The sequence below is a fragment of the Micromonospora sediminimaris genome, from assembly GCF_016863575.1.
GTDB lineage: Bacteria > Actinomycetota > Actinomycetes > Mycobacteriales > Micromonosporaceae > Micromonospora > Micromonospora sediminimaris.
The window spans coordinates 90,548-110,038 of record NZ_BOPD01000012.1 but is presented as its reverse complement, the minus strand read 5'-3'; the positions used below and the strand labels follow the sequence as shown (position 1 = coordinate 110,038).

General features: G+C 72.1%; 11 protein-coding genes. 5 read left to right on the top strand and 6 right to left on the bottom strand.

Annotation, left to right across the window (positions count from 1 at the left end; translation table 11 throughout):
- The first annotated feature begins 9 nt into the window (after window positions 1-9).
- Together Vse01_RS10845 and Vse01_RS10840 are read left to right on the top strand one after the other, a co-directional pair.
- On the top strand, window positions 10-921 hold the full coding sequence (locus Vse01_RS10845; RefSeq protein ID WP_093406462.1) for a hypothetical protein: 912 nt from the start codon (window positions 10-12) through the stop codon (window positions 919-921).
- On the top strand, window positions 921-3,191 hold the full coding sequence (locus Vse01_RS10840) for a BREX system ATP-binding domain-containing protein (protein WP_093406459.1): 2,271 nt from the start codon (window positions 921-923) through the stop codon (window positions 3,189-3,191). The genes Vse01_RS10845 and Vse01_RS10840 overlap by 1 nt, the downstream gene beginning before the upstream one ends.
- 30 nt (window positions 3,192-3,221) lie before the next feature.
- Here Vse01_RS10840 and Vse01_RS10835 read toward each other — a convergent pair whose 3' ends face one another.
- Genes Vse01_RS10835 through Vse01_RS10825 form a run of 3 tightly spaced genes read right to left on the bottom strand, consistent with a single transcriptional unit; the run spans window position 3,222 to window position 8,310 of the window.
- Window positions 3,222-4,265 (bottom strand): hypothetical protein, encoded by a 1,044-nt coding sequence (locus Vse01_RS10835; protein ID WP_093406456.1) that lies wholly within the window; start codon window positions 4,263-4,265, stop codon window positions 3,222-3,224.
- Window positions 4,262-8,035 (bottom strand): FxSxx-COOH system tetratricopeptide repeat protein, encoded by a 3,774-nt coding sequence (gene fxsT / locus Vse01_RS10830; protein WP_093406454.1) that lies wholly within the window; start codon window positions 8,033-8,035, stop codon window positions 4,262-4,264. The genes Vse01_RS10835 and fxsT overlap by 4 nt, the downstream gene beginning before the upstream one ends.
- Window positions 8,032-8,310: a hypothetical protein gene (locus tag Vse01_RS10825; RefSeq protein ID WP_204019242.1), complete on the bottom strand. Its 279-nt coding sequence runs from the start codon at window positions 8,308-8,310 to the stop codon at window positions 8,032-8,034. Before Vse01_RS10825 ends, fxsT begins: the two co-directional genes overlap by 4 nt.
- 136 nt (window positions 8,311-8,446) lie before the next feature.
- Between Vse01_RS10825 and Vse01_RS10820 the strand changes: the two genes are divergently transcribed.
- Entirely contained in the window at window positions 8,447-9,769 is a 1,323-nt protein-coding gene (locus Vse01_RS10820) for an aKG-HExxH-type peptide beta-hydroxylase (RefSeq protein ID WP_170863478.1), read from the top strand.
- Here the strand turns inward: Vse01_RS10820 and Vse01_RS10815 are convergent.
- Window positions 9,759-10,922 (bottom strand): acyl-CoA dehydrogenase family protein, encoded by a 1,164-nt coding sequence (locus Vse01_RS10815; protein WP_093406451.1) that lies wholly within the window; start codon window positions 10,920-10,922, stop codon window positions 9,759-9,761. The genes Vse01_RS10820 and Vse01_RS10815 overlap by 11 nt on opposite strands.
- 253 nt (window positions 10,923-11,175) lie before the next feature.
- Between Vse01_RS10815 and Vse01_RS10810 the strand changes: the two genes are divergently transcribed.
- Window positions 11,176-12,603, top strand: a complete 1,428-nt coding sequence (locus tag Vse01_RS10810; protein ID WP_093406450.1) for a UDP-glucose dehydrogenase family protein — start codon at window positions 11,176-11,178, stop codon at window positions 12,601-12,603.
- A gap of 110 nt (window positions 12,604-12,713) precedes the next feature.
- A complete protein-coding gene (locus tag Vse01_RS10805) occupies window positions 12,714-17,642 on the top strand; it encodes a zinc ribbon domain-containing protein (protein ID WP_093406447.1) in 4,929 nt (1,642 codons plus the stop codon).
- 141 nt (window positions 17,643-17,783) lie between these two features.
- Here Vse01_RS10805 and purE read toward each other — a convergent pair whose 3' ends face one another.
- The gene (gene purE / locus Vse01_RS10800) at window positions 17,784-18,275 is read right to left on the bottom strand and encodes a 5-(carboxyamino)imidazole ribonucleotide mutase (RefSeq protein ID WP_093406682.1); all 492 of its coding nucleotides are present in this window, start codon (window positions 18,273-18,275) and stop codon (window positions 17,784-17,786) included.
- A gap of 5 nt (window positions 18,276-18,280) precedes the next feature.
- Complete coding sequence (locus Vse01_RS10795) at window positions 18,281-19,468, bottom strand: 5-(carboxyamino)imidazole ribonucleotide synthase (protein WP_093406445.1); 1,188 nt, start codon at window positions 19,466-19,468, stop codon at window positions 18,281-18,283.
- Window positions 19,469-19,491: the final 23 nt, after the last annotated feature.

The window sequence follows — 19,491 nt, the reverse complement described above, 5'->3', positions numbered from 1 at the left end:
TCTTCACCGGTGACCACGGTGCCGGAAAATCCGTTCGCCTTACCGGGCGAGGTACGCGACAACGCTCCGCTGAATCCGCTGCGGCACGAGACCCACCTCGGGCTTTACGTGCCGGTGGACAACACCCAGGGGGCCTTCGAGGAGTTCTGCGATCGGTTCGCCGATCCCGGGTACCTGCGCCTCGACGGGCGGCTGGTGGTGACCGCTGGTGGTCGAGGGTGTGGGAAGTCGTCGCTGATCAACCGTTGTGCGCACTGGCTGCAGGATCAGATGCGCACCGCGGCGCAACTGACCGCAGTGGTCGTCGACGTCACCCGGGGCAGTTCCATCGCCGAGTCGATGGCTGCGCGCCGGGCCAGGGTCTACGCCGCGCTGCTCGACAAGCTGTACGCGAACAAGACGCTCATCCACGATCTCGCCTACCAGCAGCGGCACAGCCCGGACGAGGCGCTGCGGACGTTGCCGAACTGCCTCGACGAGCACTGCGCGCTTATCGTTCTGTTGCCGTCGACCGAACTGGTCGACGAACTCGTCCAGTACACCCAGGACGTCGGCCAGCGGATGGTCTTCTTCGCCGAGACGACCGCCGAGTTGTCCAACGACCACCGGTTGCGGATGGACCAGGCCGGCGCGATCCCGCCGGTACACCTACAGGTGGGCCGCCTCGATTCGGCCGATGCCGGAGTCTTCGCCAGCGAGCGCCTGCACCCGTTGCGGGACGTGCTGCCGCCGGTGGCGAAGACCGCGTTGGAGGAACTGATCAGTCGTCGGCTTGTCTCCATCGGCGAGGTGCAGCGGCTACTGTACGGCGTGTACGCGCAACTCCGCGTACAAAGTGTCCTTCCGAAGGAAGTCACCTATCAACACATCTCTGATCATTATGTGAAGCACGCCGCCGACCTGCTGGAGACGCGACCCTGATGGACGCCGAAGACCTGGATCTGACCGGTGAGGTGAACCCCTTCCCCTCAAGCGCGGTCGCGCAGATCGCCGACGGCGCTTCCACAGTGTTCACCATCGAGACACCGGCGATCCGCAGGGCCCTGCGGGCGATGGACACCTACCTCGCCGGCCGCGCCGACGACCCGCGGGTGCCCTCCGGGCAGGTGGTGGCAGTGGTCGGTGACTACGGCACCGGCAAGACCCACCTCGCGGCGCACCTGATCCGGTACGCCACCGAGCAACGCTCCGGCGGAGTGCAGTCGATGCACCTCAACGCGCCGCCGGACACCTTCATCTCGTTGTACCGGGCGTTCGCCGACCGGCTGGCCCAACGGCGGGAGTTGGTGCACGACCGGGTCCGCCGCTACTACGCCGAGATCGTCGCCGACGAGTTGCGGGCCTCCGAGGCGACCCTGCCGCTGGCGGAGAAGCTGGCCGCGGGTCACATCGACCCGGTCCGGGCCGTCGACCGGCTCAGCCTGTTCGAGAGCGAGTTCCTGCTTCAGCTGCGGGAACGACTGCGGCAGGTGACCGGGAACGTCGAGTTCTCTCAGGCACTCACCCTGCTGTTGCGAGGCGGTTTCGAGGACGCGGTCTGGGAGTGGTTCAGCGGCCGTCCCCCCGCCGACGTACTGCGCGAACGCGGCATCACCGGCACGATCACCAGCAGCGAGACGACCGCCCTTCAGGCAATGGGGGTGTTCGCCCTGTTGATCGGGCACGGCTCACATCCCTTCGTCGTGGTCATCGACGAGCTGGACCAGTTGCTCACCGCCGCCGGTCGGCACGAGGACGAGGCGCTCGACGCGTTCAAGGAGATGCTGCGGGTCTTCGCCGCGTCCAACACCTTTCTGCTCCTGGCCGGCCTGCCGGATCTGCTCAGCAACATGCGGCGTGACGTGCGGGACCGCATTGACGAGCAGATCGTCATGTCACCGCTCACCGCCGTCGAGGTGCAGGCGTACGTACGCAACCGGCAGCGCGGACGGCTGGCACCGTTCACCGAGCAAACCCTGGCGTACGTGGCCGAGCTGGCCAACGGGGTGCCGCGCGGCATCATCTCGCTCTGCCATCGGCTGTGGCGTCGTGCCCGTGACCAGCGTTCCACCGTCACCCATCCCATGGTGCGGCAGGAGGCTCGGGAGCTGTACGACTCGGACGGCACCGTCAACGTCCGGGACGAGATCCGCCAGGTCCTGGTGGCCTCGGGATACGACAACTACGTGCCCGGGTACTTCGTGGGCGGTACGGAGGACACCCGGGTCGACTACTGGGTGCCGGTCGGGAGCCAGGGCGCTGGCTGCGGCGTCCTGCTCGCCGAGCCGATGCTCGACGAGTTCGACCTGGCGACGGTGCAGCAGCGGGGCCGGGCCGTCAGGTCCCAGACCGACTGCGAACTCCTGCTGGTCGTCCTCGGCCCGTTTCCAGACCGGTTCCGTGAGCAGTTGCTCGACGCCATCGGCCGGGAACCTTTGGCCTACCGGCAGCGGTCCTTTCCCGATCATTTCGCTGTCGAGTTCAAGGCGATGGCGGCCCGGCTGGAGGAGCGCTACACGGCGGAGGGCCCGCTCGCGACGCTGTCCCCGCAGTTGGCCCGGCTGGATCGCCGCCAGTCCGCGACTCAGCACATGATCACCCTGCTGACCGGTTCGCTCGACGACCTACGCGGACACTACGACCAGCAGCTCACCGCGATCCAGCGGGAGCTACACGAGATCCAGCGTGGTGGGATCGGAGACCGGCAGGGGCACGCCAGCGTGGTCACCACGCTGCCGCAGCCAGTGGTGCAACTCTTCGATGACGCGTTCGGCTCGGTGGACCTGATGACGTCCACACGGGAACTGCTACGCCGTACGTTCCACGAGGGCGAGAGTGGCCGGACGGCCCGCCAATCGGTACGCGCTCGGATCGGCACCTCACAGGTGCAGGCCGCCACCGGCGTGACCGCCCTGCTGAACGCGCTGATCGAGGCGTTCGGTCACGCCCTGGTCGACTGGTATCGGACCGCGACGTCCACCACCGACGGCCGGCTGGCGATGTCTCATCGCGAGCGCCTCGATGACCTGTGCAAGGTCTTCGACGTCGTCTACGGCTACCTTCCGCTCTACGAGCTGCGCGCCCTGCGCGAGATGGTCGGCTATCCGGGCGCCGGCAGTCAGCAGCAGCAGGAGGCCGAGGAGGTCCTGAGCGACTTCAGCGCCCGGGTCCATCACGAACTCCTGGCACCGTTCGGCACAGCCGAGCACTGACCGTCGTCGCCCGCTCTGTCGTGCGGCAGATCAGGGCAGCGCACGCCGAAGCGCCAGGGCCTGCTTCTCGGCGGTCTGCACCCGATGCTGATCGAGGGTGACCGCGAGCAGGTACCGATCGACCGACAGCGGCAGACAGTAGATCTCGCCCTGCTCGACGTCGAGCACCAGCCGGTGCACCCGCGCGCCGAGCGCCGGGTGCGCGGCCCGGATCAGTGCCCGCAGCTGCACGTCGAGCCGCTGGCCGAACAGGGTGTAGAAGTCCCGGCGGGCCTCCGCCGAGGTGCCGTCGAAGAACCGCTCCAGCCGAGGGCTGTCAAGCACGTCCGCCGTGGCGAGCACCTCCCCTGGTCGGCAGACCGCGACGAAATGCAGACCGTCCACGCTCAGATGGCGGCGGCAGATGGTAGCCAGCGACTCCGCTGCGGCGGTACGCGCCCACACCCGGGCCGGCATTCCGTCCGCGTCGACCGAGGTGGCCTCGGACACGGCAGCGGCCCGAACGATCGAGGCCCGTTCCTCGTCGCTGAGTTCGAGCCAGCCGCCGTAGTCGGCGGGTCGCTGGCTGACGGCTCGGCGCAACTGGTTGGCCAGGCCCGACAGCTCCGCATCGACCTGGCGGACCGCTTCGGCTGCCTCCCCGGACACGCCGAGCGTCTCGTCCGGCCAGGTGAGCGCGACCAGGTACTGCTCCCGCAGGACGGCGAGACCGATCAGCGCACCGCGGTCCGTGTGCAGCAGCAGGCGCACCAGGTCACCGCTGCGGGCACCGCGCAACTGCGCGTCGAGACCGACCATCGCGTACACCACGTCGCGCCCGATCAGCTGACGCTGGGCCGGTGACGGACTCGCGCCGGCCAGGTCCACCGCGAAGTCCCCGGTGCCGGCGGTGTAGCGGGCCAGGTGCGCCAGCGCCGGCAACCGGGCGACCAGTTCCTCGCACAGCCGCATCGCTGGCGGTGGGCGGTCGCCGAGATGGGCACCCACCGTGACGGTTACCTGCGTCGTCGGGCTGCCCTTCGGTACCGCTGGGGTCGGCGATTGCGCCGCGTCGGCCGGGGTGTCCGCGCTCATGTCTCCGGCACCTCCACATCGATGAAGCCGAACGAGACCATGCCGGAGTCGGGCGCGCCGCCGACCTCGCCTTGGCTGATCACCTCGGCCAACGTCCGGCGTGCGGCCCGCAGATAGGGGTGGTGGTGCCCCAGGAACGTGCGGCCCTGTTCCAGCGCGTCGCGTAGCAGCTGCTCCGCCGAGTCGGGCTCGCCTGCGACGGACAGGTTGCCGGCCTGGTTGATCAGCCCGGCGACCACCCACGGGTGGCCGGATCCCAGCGTGCTGTCCAGACCGGCCACTGCCTTGTTGCCTTCCACCACTGCCTCACCGGCCTGCGTCGGCCGCAGCAGCACCGACCGCAGGCTGCGGCAGACGTGGGTGAACGGGTGCGCCGCCCCCAGGTCACGCTCGTAGCCGGTGAGGCTCTGCTCGACGAGCCGCACCGCGTCGCCGATCTCACCGGTGAGGTGGTAGTCGACGGCGAGGCTCGCCCGGCAGCTGCGGGTCAACGGGCCGTCCGCGCCCTGCATCCGGCGTAGCGCCACGTATGCCTGACCGTTGATCTCTTTCGCCCGAGTGAACCGGCGCTGCCGGCGCGCGGTCACCGCCAGGTTACGGATGATGCGCAGCAGCAACTCGTCGTCGTCCCGGTGACCCAGGTCGTGCTGACGGCGCTGTTGTGCGTCCTGAAGCAACCGCCGGGCCTGGTCGACCTCACCCAACTCGCAAAGGTACCGGCCGATATCGTTGATCAATCGGAGGGTGCTCGAATGGTGATTGCCGAGCAGCCGCTGCCGCCGCACGAGCGTGCGACGCGCTTCCGCCAGCGCTTCGTCGGCCCGACCGGCAAGGTAGAACGACAGGGTCAGGTTGTGTGCCGCGACCAGCGTCTCGGGATGGTCGTTGCCCAACTGGTCCCGGAAGCCGCGCCAGGTGGTCTGGTCCTCCACCAGCGCGGCCCGGAATTCGCCCAACCCGCGCAGGTCCCCGGCGAGGCCGCGCCGGGTCACCAGGACCCGGGGATGCTCCGGTCCGAACAGCGCCAGCCCCTCCCGCAGCGTATCGACGCTGATCCGGTGCGCCTCGGCGTACCGCCCGAGGATGCGGTGTCCGTCGGCCAGCCGGGTGGCGAGCCGCAGCGTCAACCGGTCACTCCAGCCGTAGGTGTCCAACCACCGCTGCAGCACCGGCTGCCAACTCCGCAGCGCCTCGGGCGTCTCGTGGCTGCCGCGCACCAGCAGGTGTTCGAGCTGTTCGACGATGAGCCGGCGGACCTCGTCCGGACCGTCCGCGTCGAGCCCTCCGGAGCTGTGCAGGTGCCGGTGCAACTCACGGCGCTCGGCCGATTCGGCGGCCACGGACGGCTGGGCGCTGTCGGCCAGGCCGCGCAGGAACTGGTCCCGCCGCTCCTCGCGCTCGGCCTCGGACATCTCGGCAAGCAGCACCCCCTGAACCACCGGGTGCATCCGCAGCCGGCCGCCCCTGCCCCAGTCGACGTCCAGCAGCCGGTACCGGGCGGCGGTCGCCAGCGCCCGGTCCATCTCCCAGCCGTCGAGTCGGAGCATCTCCGCGTCCGCGTCCGGCAACGCGGCGGCGAGTTGCACCCGCATCTCCCGCGACCGGGCCAGTCGCAGCGACATGCCCAAGGGGGAGGTGAAGGCGCAGGCCTGGGCCAACACCACCGCCATCCGGCCGCTCAGCTCCTCACCCATCAGGGCCAGTGCGACCTGGACGATCCGGGTGGACGAGCTGGCCGCTGGATCACGCTCGGCGAACGCCGCGCAGAACGCCGGTACGACGCTGTCGGCGGCCCGCGACTCCGCCGCGCCCTGCCGCTGGTTGAGCAGGATGCCGGCCTGCCCGAGCAGGCCCGAGGTCAGGCGCAGATCCAGCGGAAGGCCACCGACGGTCTGCACCACGGTCGCCGCCGAGGCGGGGGACAGCCCCGGCACCCGACTGGTCAGCAGTTGCGCAGCCTCATCGTCGGTAAGCTGGCCGAGCTGGACCACTGCGGCGGCCTGCTCGTCGTCGGCTCCGTTGCGGCGGGTGACCACCACGTGGCCGGTGCCCTCGGGCAGCAGCCCGGTGAGATCCTCCTCGTCGGCGCCGTCGTAGATCAGCAACCACTGCCCCGGGCGTCGACCAAGCTCCCGCAATACCTCCTGAACCGGGTTGCCCTTCGGCTCCACCCCCAGATCGGCGGCGAGGTCGGTCAGCGAGCTGCGCACGTCGTAGCGGCTGTCGGCGGCGATCCAGGCGATCAGCTGATAGTCGTGGCGGAAGCGGTGGGCGTACTCACACAGGAGGCTGGTCTTGCCGACCGCAGCCGGCCCGCGCAGTTCCAGGACGTGCCCGGCCGGACCGGACAGCAGCAGATCGCGCAACTCCTCCAGGCTCCGGTCACGGCCGACGAACCGGCGTCGACGCCGGGGCAGCCGGAACATGGTCGCTGGCTCTCTAGTGCCGGGCAGAGCAGGGCTCCAGTCCCGGCCGTCGTCGTCCACCGGCGGCAGCCCGGCCAGCCCCAGCGCGCCAGCCAGGCGCCGCCGGGCCGTCTCCGGCGAACAGCCGGCGAGGTCGATCTGACCGGTCCGCCCGGCTGGTGGGCCACCCGTCGGCGGTTCGCCGGTACGCACCACCAGGATCTCCGCGCAGCCCGCCGCGCGAGCCTGATCGTCCTGCTCGGACAGCCAGTCGTCGGCGGAACCGTCCCACGGCGCCACGGCCAGTAGCGTGGCCGGTGCCGGACCCGGCCCCTCCGGCCCGGGAGCCGGCCAGGGCCGCATCGTCACCCCCAGGCCGGCCAGTGCCGTCCGCAGCCAGTCAACCCAGGGCCGCTGCGCCACTGGATAGCTGACCGCGACCGGCCCGGGACCGTCGGGCAGCAGGTGGTTCAGCGCGTACTGGTAGCGCAGGCGGGCCGGCTCCGCTTCCTCCGGCACCGATCCCAGCCGGCCGTCGGTGACCGCCGACAGCAAGCCGCCGTACGCGTCGAGCAGCCTGGTCTGATGGGCGGAGCGGTCCAGCAACGGCACCAGGGCCGGCCCGCTGGCCACCGCCGGCAGCTCGACCGTGACCAGCTCATCGCTGCCGGCCGGCAGGGCGAGGGCCTCAGCGAAGCGGCTAGCCGCCGACCGGCGGTGCCGGGCCACTCCGTCCGGATCCCCCTCGGGCAGCCCGGTGGCCACCGAGACGACGCGCACCCCGGCCGGGGCCGCCCCGTGCACCTGGCGGCCCAGCTCCACCGCCTCGGTCAGCCCCGCCCGGTCGTACGGGAAACACACCGCCACCGTGTCGCAGAGCACCGCGACCCACTGGGCCACCCAGCCGGCGGTCACCCGGGGCACCAGCAAGACCGTGTCGTACTCGGTGAAGCGCAGTTGCCGGCGCAGCTCGCTGCGGGAGGCCTCCCCCGCCCCGTTCGGGTCGGAGGGAGTCGGGTCGGCGATCCAGACGACGTCCAGCCGGCCGGGCGTCGCCGCGTACCGCCGCAGGGCCGGCTCCGTACCGCCGGCCGCGGCCGGTGCGGCGAACAGCAACCGGGTGAGATCTGGCGGCAACTGCTCGGCGACCGGCCACTGCTCGACGTGGAACATCCGCAGGTGTTCGTGCACCCGGCCGGCACCGCGCCCGGCGTCGACCACCAGCACCCGCTGCCCGGCACGGGCCAGCATCCAACCCAGGTTGCTGACGATGCGCGTCCGTCCCACCTGGCCGGCGGGCGCCAGGAACGCCACCACCTGCGTGCCTGCGATGGTGGAATTCACCACCCGAACCGGCCCGGTCACCGGCGCTCCGGTCGGCCGTCGTCGTCCATGCCGCCTTCCCCCATCTCCGCCGTCTCAGCCTCATCGGCCGGACGGCGGTCGCGCCGATCGAACCCCGGGTTGCCGGTGTTGACGTTGTCGAACCACAGGAAGTCGCCGGCCCACTCGTCGCGCTCGGACAGCAGCCGCCGCAGAGAGCGGTGGAGCAGACTTCGGGGCAGGGCTTCCAGCTCATTCTGCGTGAGACCGTCCACATCGATCAGCTCGGAGATCAGTGGTCGGGGCTCGCCTTCCATCCCCGGCATGGTCCGCCTCACCTTCGACCCCCGCCCAGGTAGCCCGACGAGCACAGCCAGCGCTTCGACAGTAACCTATCGTAGCCTTCACAGTTATTCATCGTCCCCGCCGTCGACCGACGTCAACGGAGGCACCATGCGCACCCCGCGGCATCGGATGCCGGCCGAGTCCTTCCTGGCGGTGGCGCGCGGTGGCGGCGGGTCGACCACCATCGACCGGTTGCTCGCCGCTCGACACAGCCGGAACCTGCTGAGCCTGCGCGCAGTGGTGGACCTGGCCGTCCGGCAGCGCCACCCGGACGCAGCCCCGGCCCTGCATGCCTGGCAGCAGCTGGGGGTTCTGCGGGCGGCTCACCCGGCGGCGGCGCGGCGAATCCTGCTCTATCCCACGGTCGGGGTCTGGCTCGCCGACACCTTCGCCGCGCTGCGTTCGACGGACCCGGCGCGCGCCCGGCCGGCGGCCCTGGCGCAAGTCGCGGCTGCCGTCGCCATGGCAGCCGGGGCATCGGTGCGTGTCGAGTTCCCGACACGGTCCAGCATGCCGGGACGCCTCGCGCTGCCCGCACTGGGGCACGTCCTGCTGCCGCCGGCGACCAGCGCAATCCGGCTGGAGGTCGCCGCGGGGGCGGTGATTGTCGACGACGGGCCGGCGGACGGCACGTCCTGGTCGTCGTTGCCCCGGCTGCACGCTGGCGGCGGGCTCGACGTCCGCCTCGACCAGCTGTGGTCGCTGGTCGATCCGGTGGTCGCCGGGCCGGTCTCCCGCGCCGAGACCACGGCGCTGCACACGTCCCTCGCCGCCGCGTGGCGGGTACTCACCACCAACCACCGGCGACACGCCCGAGCGTTGGCCGCCGCGATCACCATGATCATGCCGGTGCCGGCTCGATCACCCACAACCGACGACACGGACGGTTTGGTCAGCGGAACCCATCCGGACGGGGCGGGCTGTGTCGCGCTCTCCGCCGGTGGCGATCCACCCTCGGTGGCGGCGGCGCTGGTGCATGAACTTCAGCACAGCAAGCTCGCCGCCCTGGCCGATCTGTTCCCGCTCGTCCGGAGCGGGCACGACCTGCGCCTGCACGCCCCGTGGCGGCCGGATCCGCGTCCGTTGCCCGCCCTGGTGCAGGGCCTGTACGCGCACGCGGGCGTACTGGGCTTCTGGTACCGGCAGTGGCACCGCGAGCCGCACTCGCCGGGGGTCCTGCACGCTCAGGTCGAATTCGGTCGCCTGCGCTCGGCCTGCCGCCGGACGGCCGAAGCGCTGCTGGCCACCGACGGGCTCACCGTCCACGGACGGCTGCTGGTGACCGAGATCCGGCGGGCCGTCGCCCACTGGCAGCGGGTGCCGGTGCCACGGACCGCGCTGGCGATCGCCCGGCGGGCGGGCGAACGGCCGGGCCCAGGCGGTCGCCCACCCGAGAGCCGGACGGGCGACCCGGTTCCGGTCAGTCCTTGAGCAGTTGGCGGGCCATCACGATGCGCTGCACCTGGTTGGTGCCCTCGTAGATCTGCGTGATCTTGGCGTCCCGCATCATCCGCTCGACCGGGTAGTCACGGGTGTAGCCGTAGCCGCCGAGCAGTTGCACCGCGTCGGTGGTGATCTCCATGGCCGCGTCCGAGGCGAAGCACTTGGCTGCCGCGCCGAAGTAGGTCAGGTCGGCGTCGCCGCGCTCGGAGCGGCCGGCCGCCGCGTACGTCAGCTGCCGGGCCGCCTCCAGCTTCATGCCCATGTCGGCGAGCATGAACTGCACGCCCTGGAACTCGGCGACCGGCTTGCCGAACTGCTTGCGCTCGGCGACGTACCCCTTGGCGTAGTCGAGCGCGCCCTGCGCGATGCCGACGGCCTGCGCGGCGATGGTGACCCGGGTGTGGTCCAGGGTCTTCATCGCGGTGGCGAAGCCGGTGCCCTCGGCACCGATCATCCGGTCCGCCGGGATCCGGACGTTGTCCAGGTAGACCTCGCGGGTCGGAGAGCCCTTGATGCCCAGCTTCTTCTCGGGCGCGCCGAAGCTGACCCCCGGATCGGACTTCTCGACCACGAAGGCGGAGATGCCCCGGGAGCGGGCGGTGGGATCGGTCGTCGCGAAGACGGTGTAGAACTTCGAGACACCGGCGTTTGTGATCCAGCGCTTCACACCGTTGAGCACCCAGTGATCGCCGTCACGTACCGCCCGGGTGGTCATCGCGGCCGCGTCGCTGCCCGCCTCCGGCTCGGAGAGGCAGTACGAGAACATCGCCTCGCCGCTGGCGACCGGCGTCAGGTAGCGGCTCTTGATCTCGTCGGAGCCGGCCAGCAGCAGCGGCATCGTGCCCAGCTTGTTCACCGCCGGGATCAGCGAGGACGAGGCGCAGGCCCGCGCGACCTCCTCGATCACGATCGCCGTGGCCAGCGCGTCCGCTCCGGCCCCGCCGTACTCGACCGGGATGTGCGGTGCGTGGAAGTCGGCGGCACGTAGCGCGTCGTACGACGCCTTCGGGAACTCACCTGTCTCATCGGCCTCGGCCGCGTGCGGAGCCACCTTGGCCGCACAGACCTCACGGACCGCTTCCCGGATCGCCTCGTGCTCCTCCGGCAGGCGGTACGCGTCGAACGACTGCTCTGCGGCCATGTCAGCCCCTCCCCTTCACCGCTATCATGCGCAGTCTGTAGCGTCACCTGGACACCCACCGCGCAGACTGAAGGATAACGACCACAGTTCAGGCGATGTTACCGGCGCGTAGGCTGGGGCAAGACGAAACCCTGAAGCCGCTCGGCGATGATGGAACCCAGCAGACGACCACCACCTCTCCGGCGCCCCGCCGTGGCGCCGCAAAGGAATGCGACGCAGCCACGCGGCGCCAGTGTGAGCGGAGAAGACAGGCGTGACCATCCCGTACCCGAACACCCAGCCGGTGCCCGCCATCGCGGCGGTCACGCCCCCCTCGGGTGCCTCCCGCCCTCGGGTGACCTTCCTGGGCACCGGCTACCTCGGCGCGACCTACGCCATCTGCTACGCCGAGCTCGGCTACGAGGTGCTCGGGTTCGACGTCGACGCGGACAAGATCGCCAAGCTGAACGCGGGTGAGGTGCCGATCCACGAGCCCGGCCTGGACGAGCTGCTGCGGCGTAACCTGGCCGCCGGTCGGCTGCGGTTCAGCACCAACATCGCCGAGACCGCCGAGTTCGGTGACGTGCACTTCATCTGCGTCGGCACCCCCCAGCGGGCCGACGGCATGGGCGCCGACCTGTCGTACGTCGAGGCGTCGGTCACCGGCCTCGCCCAACACCTGACCCGCAAGGCGCTGATCGTCGGCAAGTCCACCGTCCCGGTCGGCACCGCCGAATGGGTGGAGCAACTCGTCGGCAAACACACCCCCGCCGACCTCGGCGTCGAGGTCGCCTGGAGCCCCGAGTTCCTCCAGGAGGGCTTCGCCGTCGACGACGTGCTGCGCCCCAACCGCATCGTCGTCGGCGTCAAGAGCGAATGGGCCAACGGCATGCTCTACGCCGCCCACAAGGGCGTGTTCGACCTCGCCGCCACCGAGGACCGCGAAGTACCCCTGGTCGTCACCGACTTCGCCACCGCCGAACTGGTCAAGGTCGCCGCGAACGCCTTCCTCGCCACCAAGATCTCCTTCATCAACGCCATGGCCGAGGTCTGCGAAGCCTCCGGTGGCGACGTCACCCAACTCGCCAAGGCCATCGGCTACGACCCCCGCATCGGCAACCGCTTCCTCCAGGCCGGCCTCGGCTTCGGCGGCGCCTGCCTACCCAAGGACATCCGCGCCTTCCAGGCCCGCGCCCAGGAACTCGGCGCCGGCGAAGCCCTACGCTTCCTGCACGAAGTCGACCTGATCAACCTGCGCCGCCGCACCCGCGTCCTGCAACTCGCCGCCGACCTGCTCGGCCGCCGCTCCGGCCCCGCCGGCCCCGACCTGTCCGGCACCCGCATCGCCGTGCTCGGCGCCACCTTCAAACCCAACACCGACGACGTACGCGACGCACCCGCCCTCGCCGTCGCCGCCCTGCTCCACAAGGCCGGCGCCAACGTCCACGTCTACGACCCCCAGGGCATGGAGAACGCCCGCCGGGCCGTACCGGAACTGACCTACGAGCCCGACATGGCCGAGGCGGTCACCGGCGCCGACCTGGTCTGCGTCCTCACCGAATGGGCCGACTTCCGCAACGCCGACCCCAGCCACCTCGGCGACCTCGTCGCCGGCCGCCGAATCGTCGACGCCCGCAACTGCCTCGACCCCGCACTGTGGACCCAGGCCGGCTGGGAGTACCGCGGCATGGGGCGACCGTGATCGCGCCTTTCGGTGATGTTGGCGCTTGACCCGCCGACAACTGTCGAATTCCCGGCCCGCTTTGGGCATGCTGCGACAGTGGGAATCCACAGTGCGGGTGGAGGGGTGTCGTGGCGAACTTTCAGTGCCCTTCGTGCGGCCGGGAGATCAAGCCGGCGGTTCGCTGCCCGCACTGCGGCGCGCACCAGCCACAATGGGCCGATCACCTGGCGGAGATCGAACGATCCATCGCGGAGCTGAAGGCCCGCGAGGCCGCCATCGCCCGCGAGCAACGGCAACTCGCCGCGAAGATGCAGGCCGCGCTCTTTCAGCGGGACATCCTCTCGCACGCCGGCAGTCAGGGTGACGAGCGGCTCCGGCAGGCCACCCGCCCCCGCCGCGTGCTCCGTCGTCGGCCGCCGCGGCGTCCCACGTCCGAGGATGCCTCGCCACCCCGCGACGGCGCGACTCCGCCGCCCCGGGTCCCCCGGCAGGGCGCCGGCGCCCAGGGGCCACCGCCACCGACCGAACCCGTCTGGCTGGACGCCGACGACCCTGAGCATCCACCGGAAGCCTCCTCACGGGAGGTCCAGAACATCCCGCTCGGCCTCGGTGCGCTGCTGCTCGGCGTCGCCGCGGTGGTGTTCGCCGTGGTCGCCACCAGCTCGATGGACGCGTTGGCCCGACTCGGCATCCTGCTGCTCGCGACGGTACTGATGCTGCTCGCCCCGCCGGTGCTGGTCCGGCGCGGGTTGACCTCGACGGCCGAGACCATCGCCGCGGTGGGTCTGCTCCTGGTGCCGCTCGCAGGGTACGCGTTGTGGGCCGTGGACCGGATCGGCAACGGGGGCGCCTCCGGTGCCGTCTTCGCTGGAGTGATCTTCGCGGTCACCGCTGCCGTCTCGGTCGGCTACGCCGGGTGGACCAGGCTGCGCGCACCCCGGTTCGCCACCGTGCTGGCCGCCCAGCCGGTGGTGCCGCTGCTGGCGTACGACCGGATCACCGGCCCGGCGGGCTGGGCGCTGGTGCTGACCGTGGTCGCGCTGCTCGACCTGTGGCTGGCCCGTTCACCGGTCACCGTGGAGCAGCCGCTCACCGATGGCGTGGCCGACTCGGGCCGGTCGGCAGCGCCCCGGCAGCGGTCGGCCGAGGAGAGCCAGACCGACCGCAGGCCGGAGGCGGCGCCGGAGGAGGGCGGCGAACTGCTGGACCTCACCGTCGGCGGCACCGCGACCGGACCGACCCGACCGGTGCCCGGGCTGCGGGGACTGACCTGGGTGCTGCACGGGGTGGCGGTCGCCCTCGCCCTGGCGTACGCGGTGACCGCCCTGCTGCGGACCACCACCGTGCCGGGCGCGACCGGCGCCGGCCTGGTGCTCCTCCTCGCCGCCGCGGTCTGCCTGGCCGGGACGCTTGTGCTCCGCCGACCGCCCCTGCCCGACCTGGGCGCGGGCGTGTTCACCCTCGCTGTCATCGGCGCGCTGGGGCGGATCGCCTCGGTGGCGCTGCCCGGCCGTGCCCTGCTGCTGATCGCGGCGGTCATCACGGTCACCGGTCTGGCGGTCCGGGCGGTGCCCGAGTCCGCCCGCCGGGGTCCGCAACTGGCCTCCGCGGTGGCGCTCACGGTCAGCGGGGTGGTGGTCGCCGGCAGTGCGCTGCGGGCCGGAATCGCCCCCGTCCAGGCGGCGCTGCCGGCCTGGGCCGCGGACCTCGACCGGTACCCGGCCGAACTGGCCGCCGCCGTGGGACCGGCCGCCTGGCAGCTCGCGGCCAGCGCCTTCCTGCTGACCGTGGCCGCTGTGCTGGCGCTGCCGCCGGAGATCCGCCGCGAGTTCGCGGTGACCGGTGCGGCGCTCACCGCGCTTGCCGTACCGGCCTCCTTCGGGCTGGCCTGGACGTTGGCGCCGTGGCCGATGGTGCTGACCGCGATCGGCATCGGGGCGGCTGGCCTCTCCGCGCGTACGCCCCGCGCTGCGCTGGCGCACGCGGTGGCCGCCGCCGTGGTCGGGCTGGTCGGCGCGGGCGCGGCCCTCACCCGGCCGGCGTTGACCGCCGCCGTGCTGACCACCCTCGTCGTGGCCGGTGCGCTGATCGCCGCCGCTCCGCGGATCCGGCTCGCCCCGGCAGCGGCGGACACCGTCTCCGCCTGGGCCGCCGGAGGTGCCGCCTTCGCCCTGCCCGGAGCGGTGGCCGCCTTCGTGTCGGCCACCCTGCCGGTGGACACCACGCCGACCCCGGCGAGCCTGCGTGAAGCGACCGTACCGGTACTCGCGGCCAGCTTCCTAGCCTGCTGCGTCACGCTCGGCTACGCCGCCGTCGTGCAGGTGTCGCAACGCCAGATTCCGGTGCCGCTGTCGGTGGGCACCGGTCTGGGCGCGTTGGTGGTCGCCGCGGCCGGTTTCGGCTCGCCAGGCGCCACCGTCGCGGACGCCTGGGTCGGCGCACTGCTGCTGGTCTCCGCGGTGCTGCTCTTCCTGGCTCCCTCGATCGACACCGGTCGCCGCTCCGATCTCACCCTGGACGGCTCCGACCTGGCGGCCGCTGCGGTGACCGCCACGCTTGTCGCCACCCTGCTACGGATCGGCACCGTGCTCGCGCCCAGCGGGCAGCTCGCCGTCGCCGCCGCGCTGGTCCTGGTGGTCGCCGTGGCGGCCCGGGCGATGCCCGAGGAGTGGCGACGCGGGCCGGTGCTCGGCCTCACGGTCGGTGGGTTGCTGATCGGGCTGCTGGCCGGCTGGATGGCGCTGCGCGGCGGCGTCGGCGTGCTGGCCACACCCGGCCCGATCTGGAACGGTGACCTGAGTGGTTGGCCGGCCGCGCCGACCGGCGGTACGACCTGGCAGGGACCGATCGCCCTGGTGCTGCTCGCGGTCGCGGCCGGCATCCTGCTGCCCCCGCCCTGGCGCTGGGACGTGGCCGGCGTGGCGGTGGTGCTCGCCACCATCGGCGCGCCCGCCGCGTTCGAGCTTCCCTGGTGGTCGCCGGTCCTGATCGGCGGCATGGTCGCCACCATCTTCGGGATGGCCGCGGTCGCCACGGTCGAGCCCCGGGCGGCGCTGTCCCGGATCACCGTGGCCGGGGTGGTCGCGCTGCACGCGGCCGGCGCCGGGCTGGTGCGGCCGTGGACGACCGCGCTGGCCCTGGGCAGCATCGTCCTGATCGGCGCGGTGGTGGCTGCGCTGGCCCGCAACATGGCCGAGCCACTCGTCGAGGACATCGAGGCGGAGGGCATGCCGCCGCACCTGGCGCAGATCGGTGGCGCGGGTCTGTGCGCGGCACTGTTGGCGCTGCCGGGTGCCACCGCCGCCCTCGCCGTCGAGTTCGGTCACACCCCGCAGGTGGTGCTCACCGCCGGCCTGGCCGCATCGAGTCTCGGCCTGGCCGCGGTGGCCGCAGCCCGTCGGCAGGTTCCCCAGTATCTGCCCTGGGCCAGCGCCGGCGTGGTCGGCGGGGCGAGCGTGACCGCGTTCGCCGCCGTACCGATCGCCCTGCCCGTCGGGGTCTACGCCGCGGCGGCGGCGCTGCTCGGTGTGCTCGCCGAACTCGTACGAGGGGCGACCGAGCCGCCGGTCGGCGCGGCCCAACCGGTACGCCGCTGGACCGTGCTGCTCGACGGGGCGCTGCGCCGGCTGCCCGACGACAACCGGCGCCGGTGGCGGGTGAGCCCGGCCGCCGGTGCGCTGGCCGCCGCCGCCCTGCCGACCGTGCTGGCCCTGGTCTCCATCGCCCCGGCGCTGATCGCGGCCCTCGTCGATCCGCATCGCACCGTCGGCCGGATCTGGCAGGGGCCACCGGCGGCCCTGCTCGACCCGCCGCCGGCAGCGGTCAACCCGACCCATGTGCTCACCGCGCTGCTGCTCACCGCGACGGCGGCCCTGGCAGCCACCGGGTTCAGCGGTGGCCGTCGGTCCCGGGCCGTGCCGGTGGTGCTGCCCGGCGCCGCAGTCACCCTGCTCATCGCCCCGATCGCGTTGGGCGGCGGCTGGCCGGCGAGCACCCTGTCGGCGCTGGCGGTGTTCACCATCTCGATGCTGGGGCTGGCGCTGACGCCGCCGCCGGCCCTGGTGGAACGGGCCCGCTCGTTGCGACTGGCCCGGGTCCTGGTCTTCGTGATCGGGCTGGCGGCCGGCGGGGCCGGCCTCGCCGGCAGTCTCGCCACCCGGGAGCTGACCCTGTTCACCCTCGGCGGTGCGGTCGGGGTCGGGCTGGTGGCCGCCCTCTACGGCCTCACTTCCCGGGCCCGTCTGCTCGGCTGGTTGTTCGCCTCGCTGATGGCGCAACTGTTCGTGCTCACCGCCGGCCTGGTGGCCGGGCTCGCCCCGGTCTGGTCGGCGTTCGGAGTGCTGGCGGTCGGCGCGGCGTTGCAGGTCTTCTCCGCAACTCTCCCCCGGCTCCGCCGTCCAGAGGCGCGTCGCGAGGCGGCGACCGTGGAGTGGAGCGGCCACGCCGCCGCGCTGATCGCGCTGGCGCTGGCCTTCGACTCACCTCGGCACATTGCCGCGCTGCTCGCCGCCTGGGGTGCGGTCCTCGGCCTCGCGGCGACCCGGCCCGGCCGCCGGCCGACGGAGCGACGGGTGCTGTTCTGGGCGGTGGTGCTCTGCGAGATCACCGCCTGGTGGATCCTGATGCGGGTCGCCGACGTGGCCCTGCCCGAGGCGTACACCCTGCCGTTCGCCGCGCTGGCCCTGCTGGTGGGGGTGCTGGAGCTACGCCAGCGCAGCGACCTGAGCAGCTGGGTGGCGTACGGACCGGCGCTGCTCGCCGCCTTCGTGCCGACCCTGGCGATCGTGCTGGCCACCGATTCGAGCACGATGCGCCAGGTGCTGCTGCTGCTCGGCGCGGTCGCGGTGCTGGTCTTCGGCTCGATGACCCAGCAGCAGGCACCGGTCATCGTCGGTGCGGTGGTCACCGCCATCGCGGCCGTGCACGCGCTGTTCAGCCTCGGTCCGTGGCTGGCGCTGATCCCGGTCGGCTTCCTGCTGCTCATCCTCGGTGCCAGCAACGAACGCCGACGCCGCGCCCAGGAACGCCTGCAGACCGCGCTCCGCGGCATGCGGTGAGACCGGAGGGTCAAGGCAGCCGTCGTCGCGGTGCGGCAGAGTGGGCCGGCACCGACGGTGGTCCGCTCCGCTTGCGTCGTCCCGGCCGCTGCCCGCTCGGGGAGGCCGCTGGATGCCGCAACCGGTAGCGGACCATGCGGGTCAAGCCAGGGAGGCGCGGAGCGCGGCGTCCTTCTCTGCGACCAGCTGCTCCAGGTCGGCCTGGTACGCCGACATCCGGTCGAGCAGGGCGCGGTCGGCGGTGGCGAGGATGCGGACGGCGAGCAGGCCGGCATTGCGGGCGTTGCCGATGGACACGGTCGCCACCGGCACGCCGGCCGGCATCTGCACGATGGACAACAGCGAGTCGATGCCGTCGAGGTGCTTCAACGGCACCGGTACGCCGATCACGGGCAACGGGGTCACCGACGCGACCATGCCGGGCAGCGCCGCCGCGCCACCGGCCCCGGCGATGATCACTTTGAGCCCACGGTCGGCGGCAGCCCGACCGTAGTCGATCATCTTGACCGGGGTGCGGTGCGCCGAGACCACCTCGACCTCGTACGGCACCTCGAACTCGGTGAGCACCTCGGCGGCAGCCTTCATCGTCGGCCAGTCCGAGTCGCTTCCCATGATCACACCGACCGTGCTCACGCTGCTCATTCCTCCGGTGTTCCGTCCCGCAGCCAGCGGGCGGCCCGGGCGGCCCGGGCGCGTACCTCATCCAGATCGTCGCCGAGCACGGTGACATGACCGATCTTGCGGCCCGGTCGCACCTGCTTGCCGTAGAGGTGGACCCGGGCGGTCGGCTCGGCGGCGAAGAGGTGGTGCAACCGCTCGTCGACCGACATGCCGCCGGGCTGACCACCGAGCACGTTCGCCATCACCACCACCGGAGCGGTCAACGAGGTGTCGCCCATCGGGTAGTCCAGCACGGCACGCAGGTGCTGCTCGAACTGCGACGTCCGGGCACCCTCGATGGTCCAGTGCCCCGAGTTGTGCGGGCGCATTGCCAGTTCGTTGACCACGAGCCGGCTACCGCCCGGTACCGCCGAGTCGGCCACCTCGAACAGCTCCACCGCAAGCAGGCCCACCACGCCGAGCGCGGTGGCCAGGTCGATGGCGAGCTGCTGCGCGGCGACCGCCAGGTCCTCGGCCAGGCCGGGCGCCGGTGCCAGCACCTCGACGCAGATCCCGTCGCGCTGGACCGTCTCGACGACCGGGTAGACCGCTACCTGGCCGAACGGCGAGCGCGCCACCTGCACCGCCAACTCCCGGCGCAGCGTCACCCGCTCCTCGACGATCAGCTTCGTGCCGCCGGCGAGCAGCGTCTGCGCCAGGTCGGTCGCGGACGCCGGGTCGGTGGCCGGCCACACGCCCCGTCCGTCGTACCCACCACGGGCGGCCTTGAGCACGACCGGCCAGCCGACCTCGTCGCCGAAGGTGACCAGATCGGTGGGGGACGCAACCGGTCGCCAGCGCGGATTGGGCGCGCCCAGGGTGCCGAGCCGTTCCCGCATCACCTGCTTGTCCTGGGCGTGCACCAGGGCGTCGGCGGGCGGGAACAGCTTCACCCCCTCGCCGGCCAGAGCGCGGATGTGTTCGGTCGGGACGTGCTCGTGGTCGAAGGTGACCACCTCACAGCCCTTGGCGAAGGTACGCAGCGCGGCGAGGTCGGTGTGGTCGCCGTACTGGACGTCGGCGGCGACCAGGGCCGCCCCGTCATCCGGGGTGAGCGCGAGCACACGCAGTGACTGGCCGAGGGAGATGGCAGCCTGGTGGGTCATCCGGGCCAGCTGGCCGCCGCCCACCATGCCGACAACGGGCAGACCGGTACGGGAATCCATAGCGGCGTCAGCCTAACCGGGCC

What these genes read in the sequence shown, in the direction of transcription:
- Vse01_RS10840 (WP_093406459.1), top strand. Translation starts at nt 921, where the DNA reads ATGGACGCCGAAGACCTGGATCTGACCGGTGAGGTGAACCCCTTCCCC.
- Vse01_RS10835 (WP_093406456.1), bottom strand. Translation starts at nt 4,265, where the DNA reads ATGAGCGCGGACACCCCGGCCGACGCGGCGCAATCGCCGACCCCAGCG.
- Vse01_RS10825 (WP_204019242.1), bottom strand. Translation starts at nt 8,310, where the DNA reads ATGGAAGGCGAGCCCCGACCACTGATCTCCGAGCTGATCGATGTGGAC.
- Vse01_RS10820 (WP_170863478.1), top strand. Translation starts at nt 8,447, where the DNA reads ATGCGCACCCCGCGGCATCGGATGCCGGCCGAGTCCTTCCTGGCGGTG.
- Vse01_RS10815 (WP_093406451.1), bottom strand. Translation starts at nt 10,922, where the DNA reads ATGGCCGCAGAGCAGTCGTTCGACGCGTACCGCCTGCCGGAGGAGCAC.
- Vse01_RS10795 (WP_093406445.1), bottom strand. Translation starts at nt 19,468, where the DNA reads ATGGATTCCCGTACCGGTCTGCCCGTTGTCGGCATGGTGGGCGGCGGC.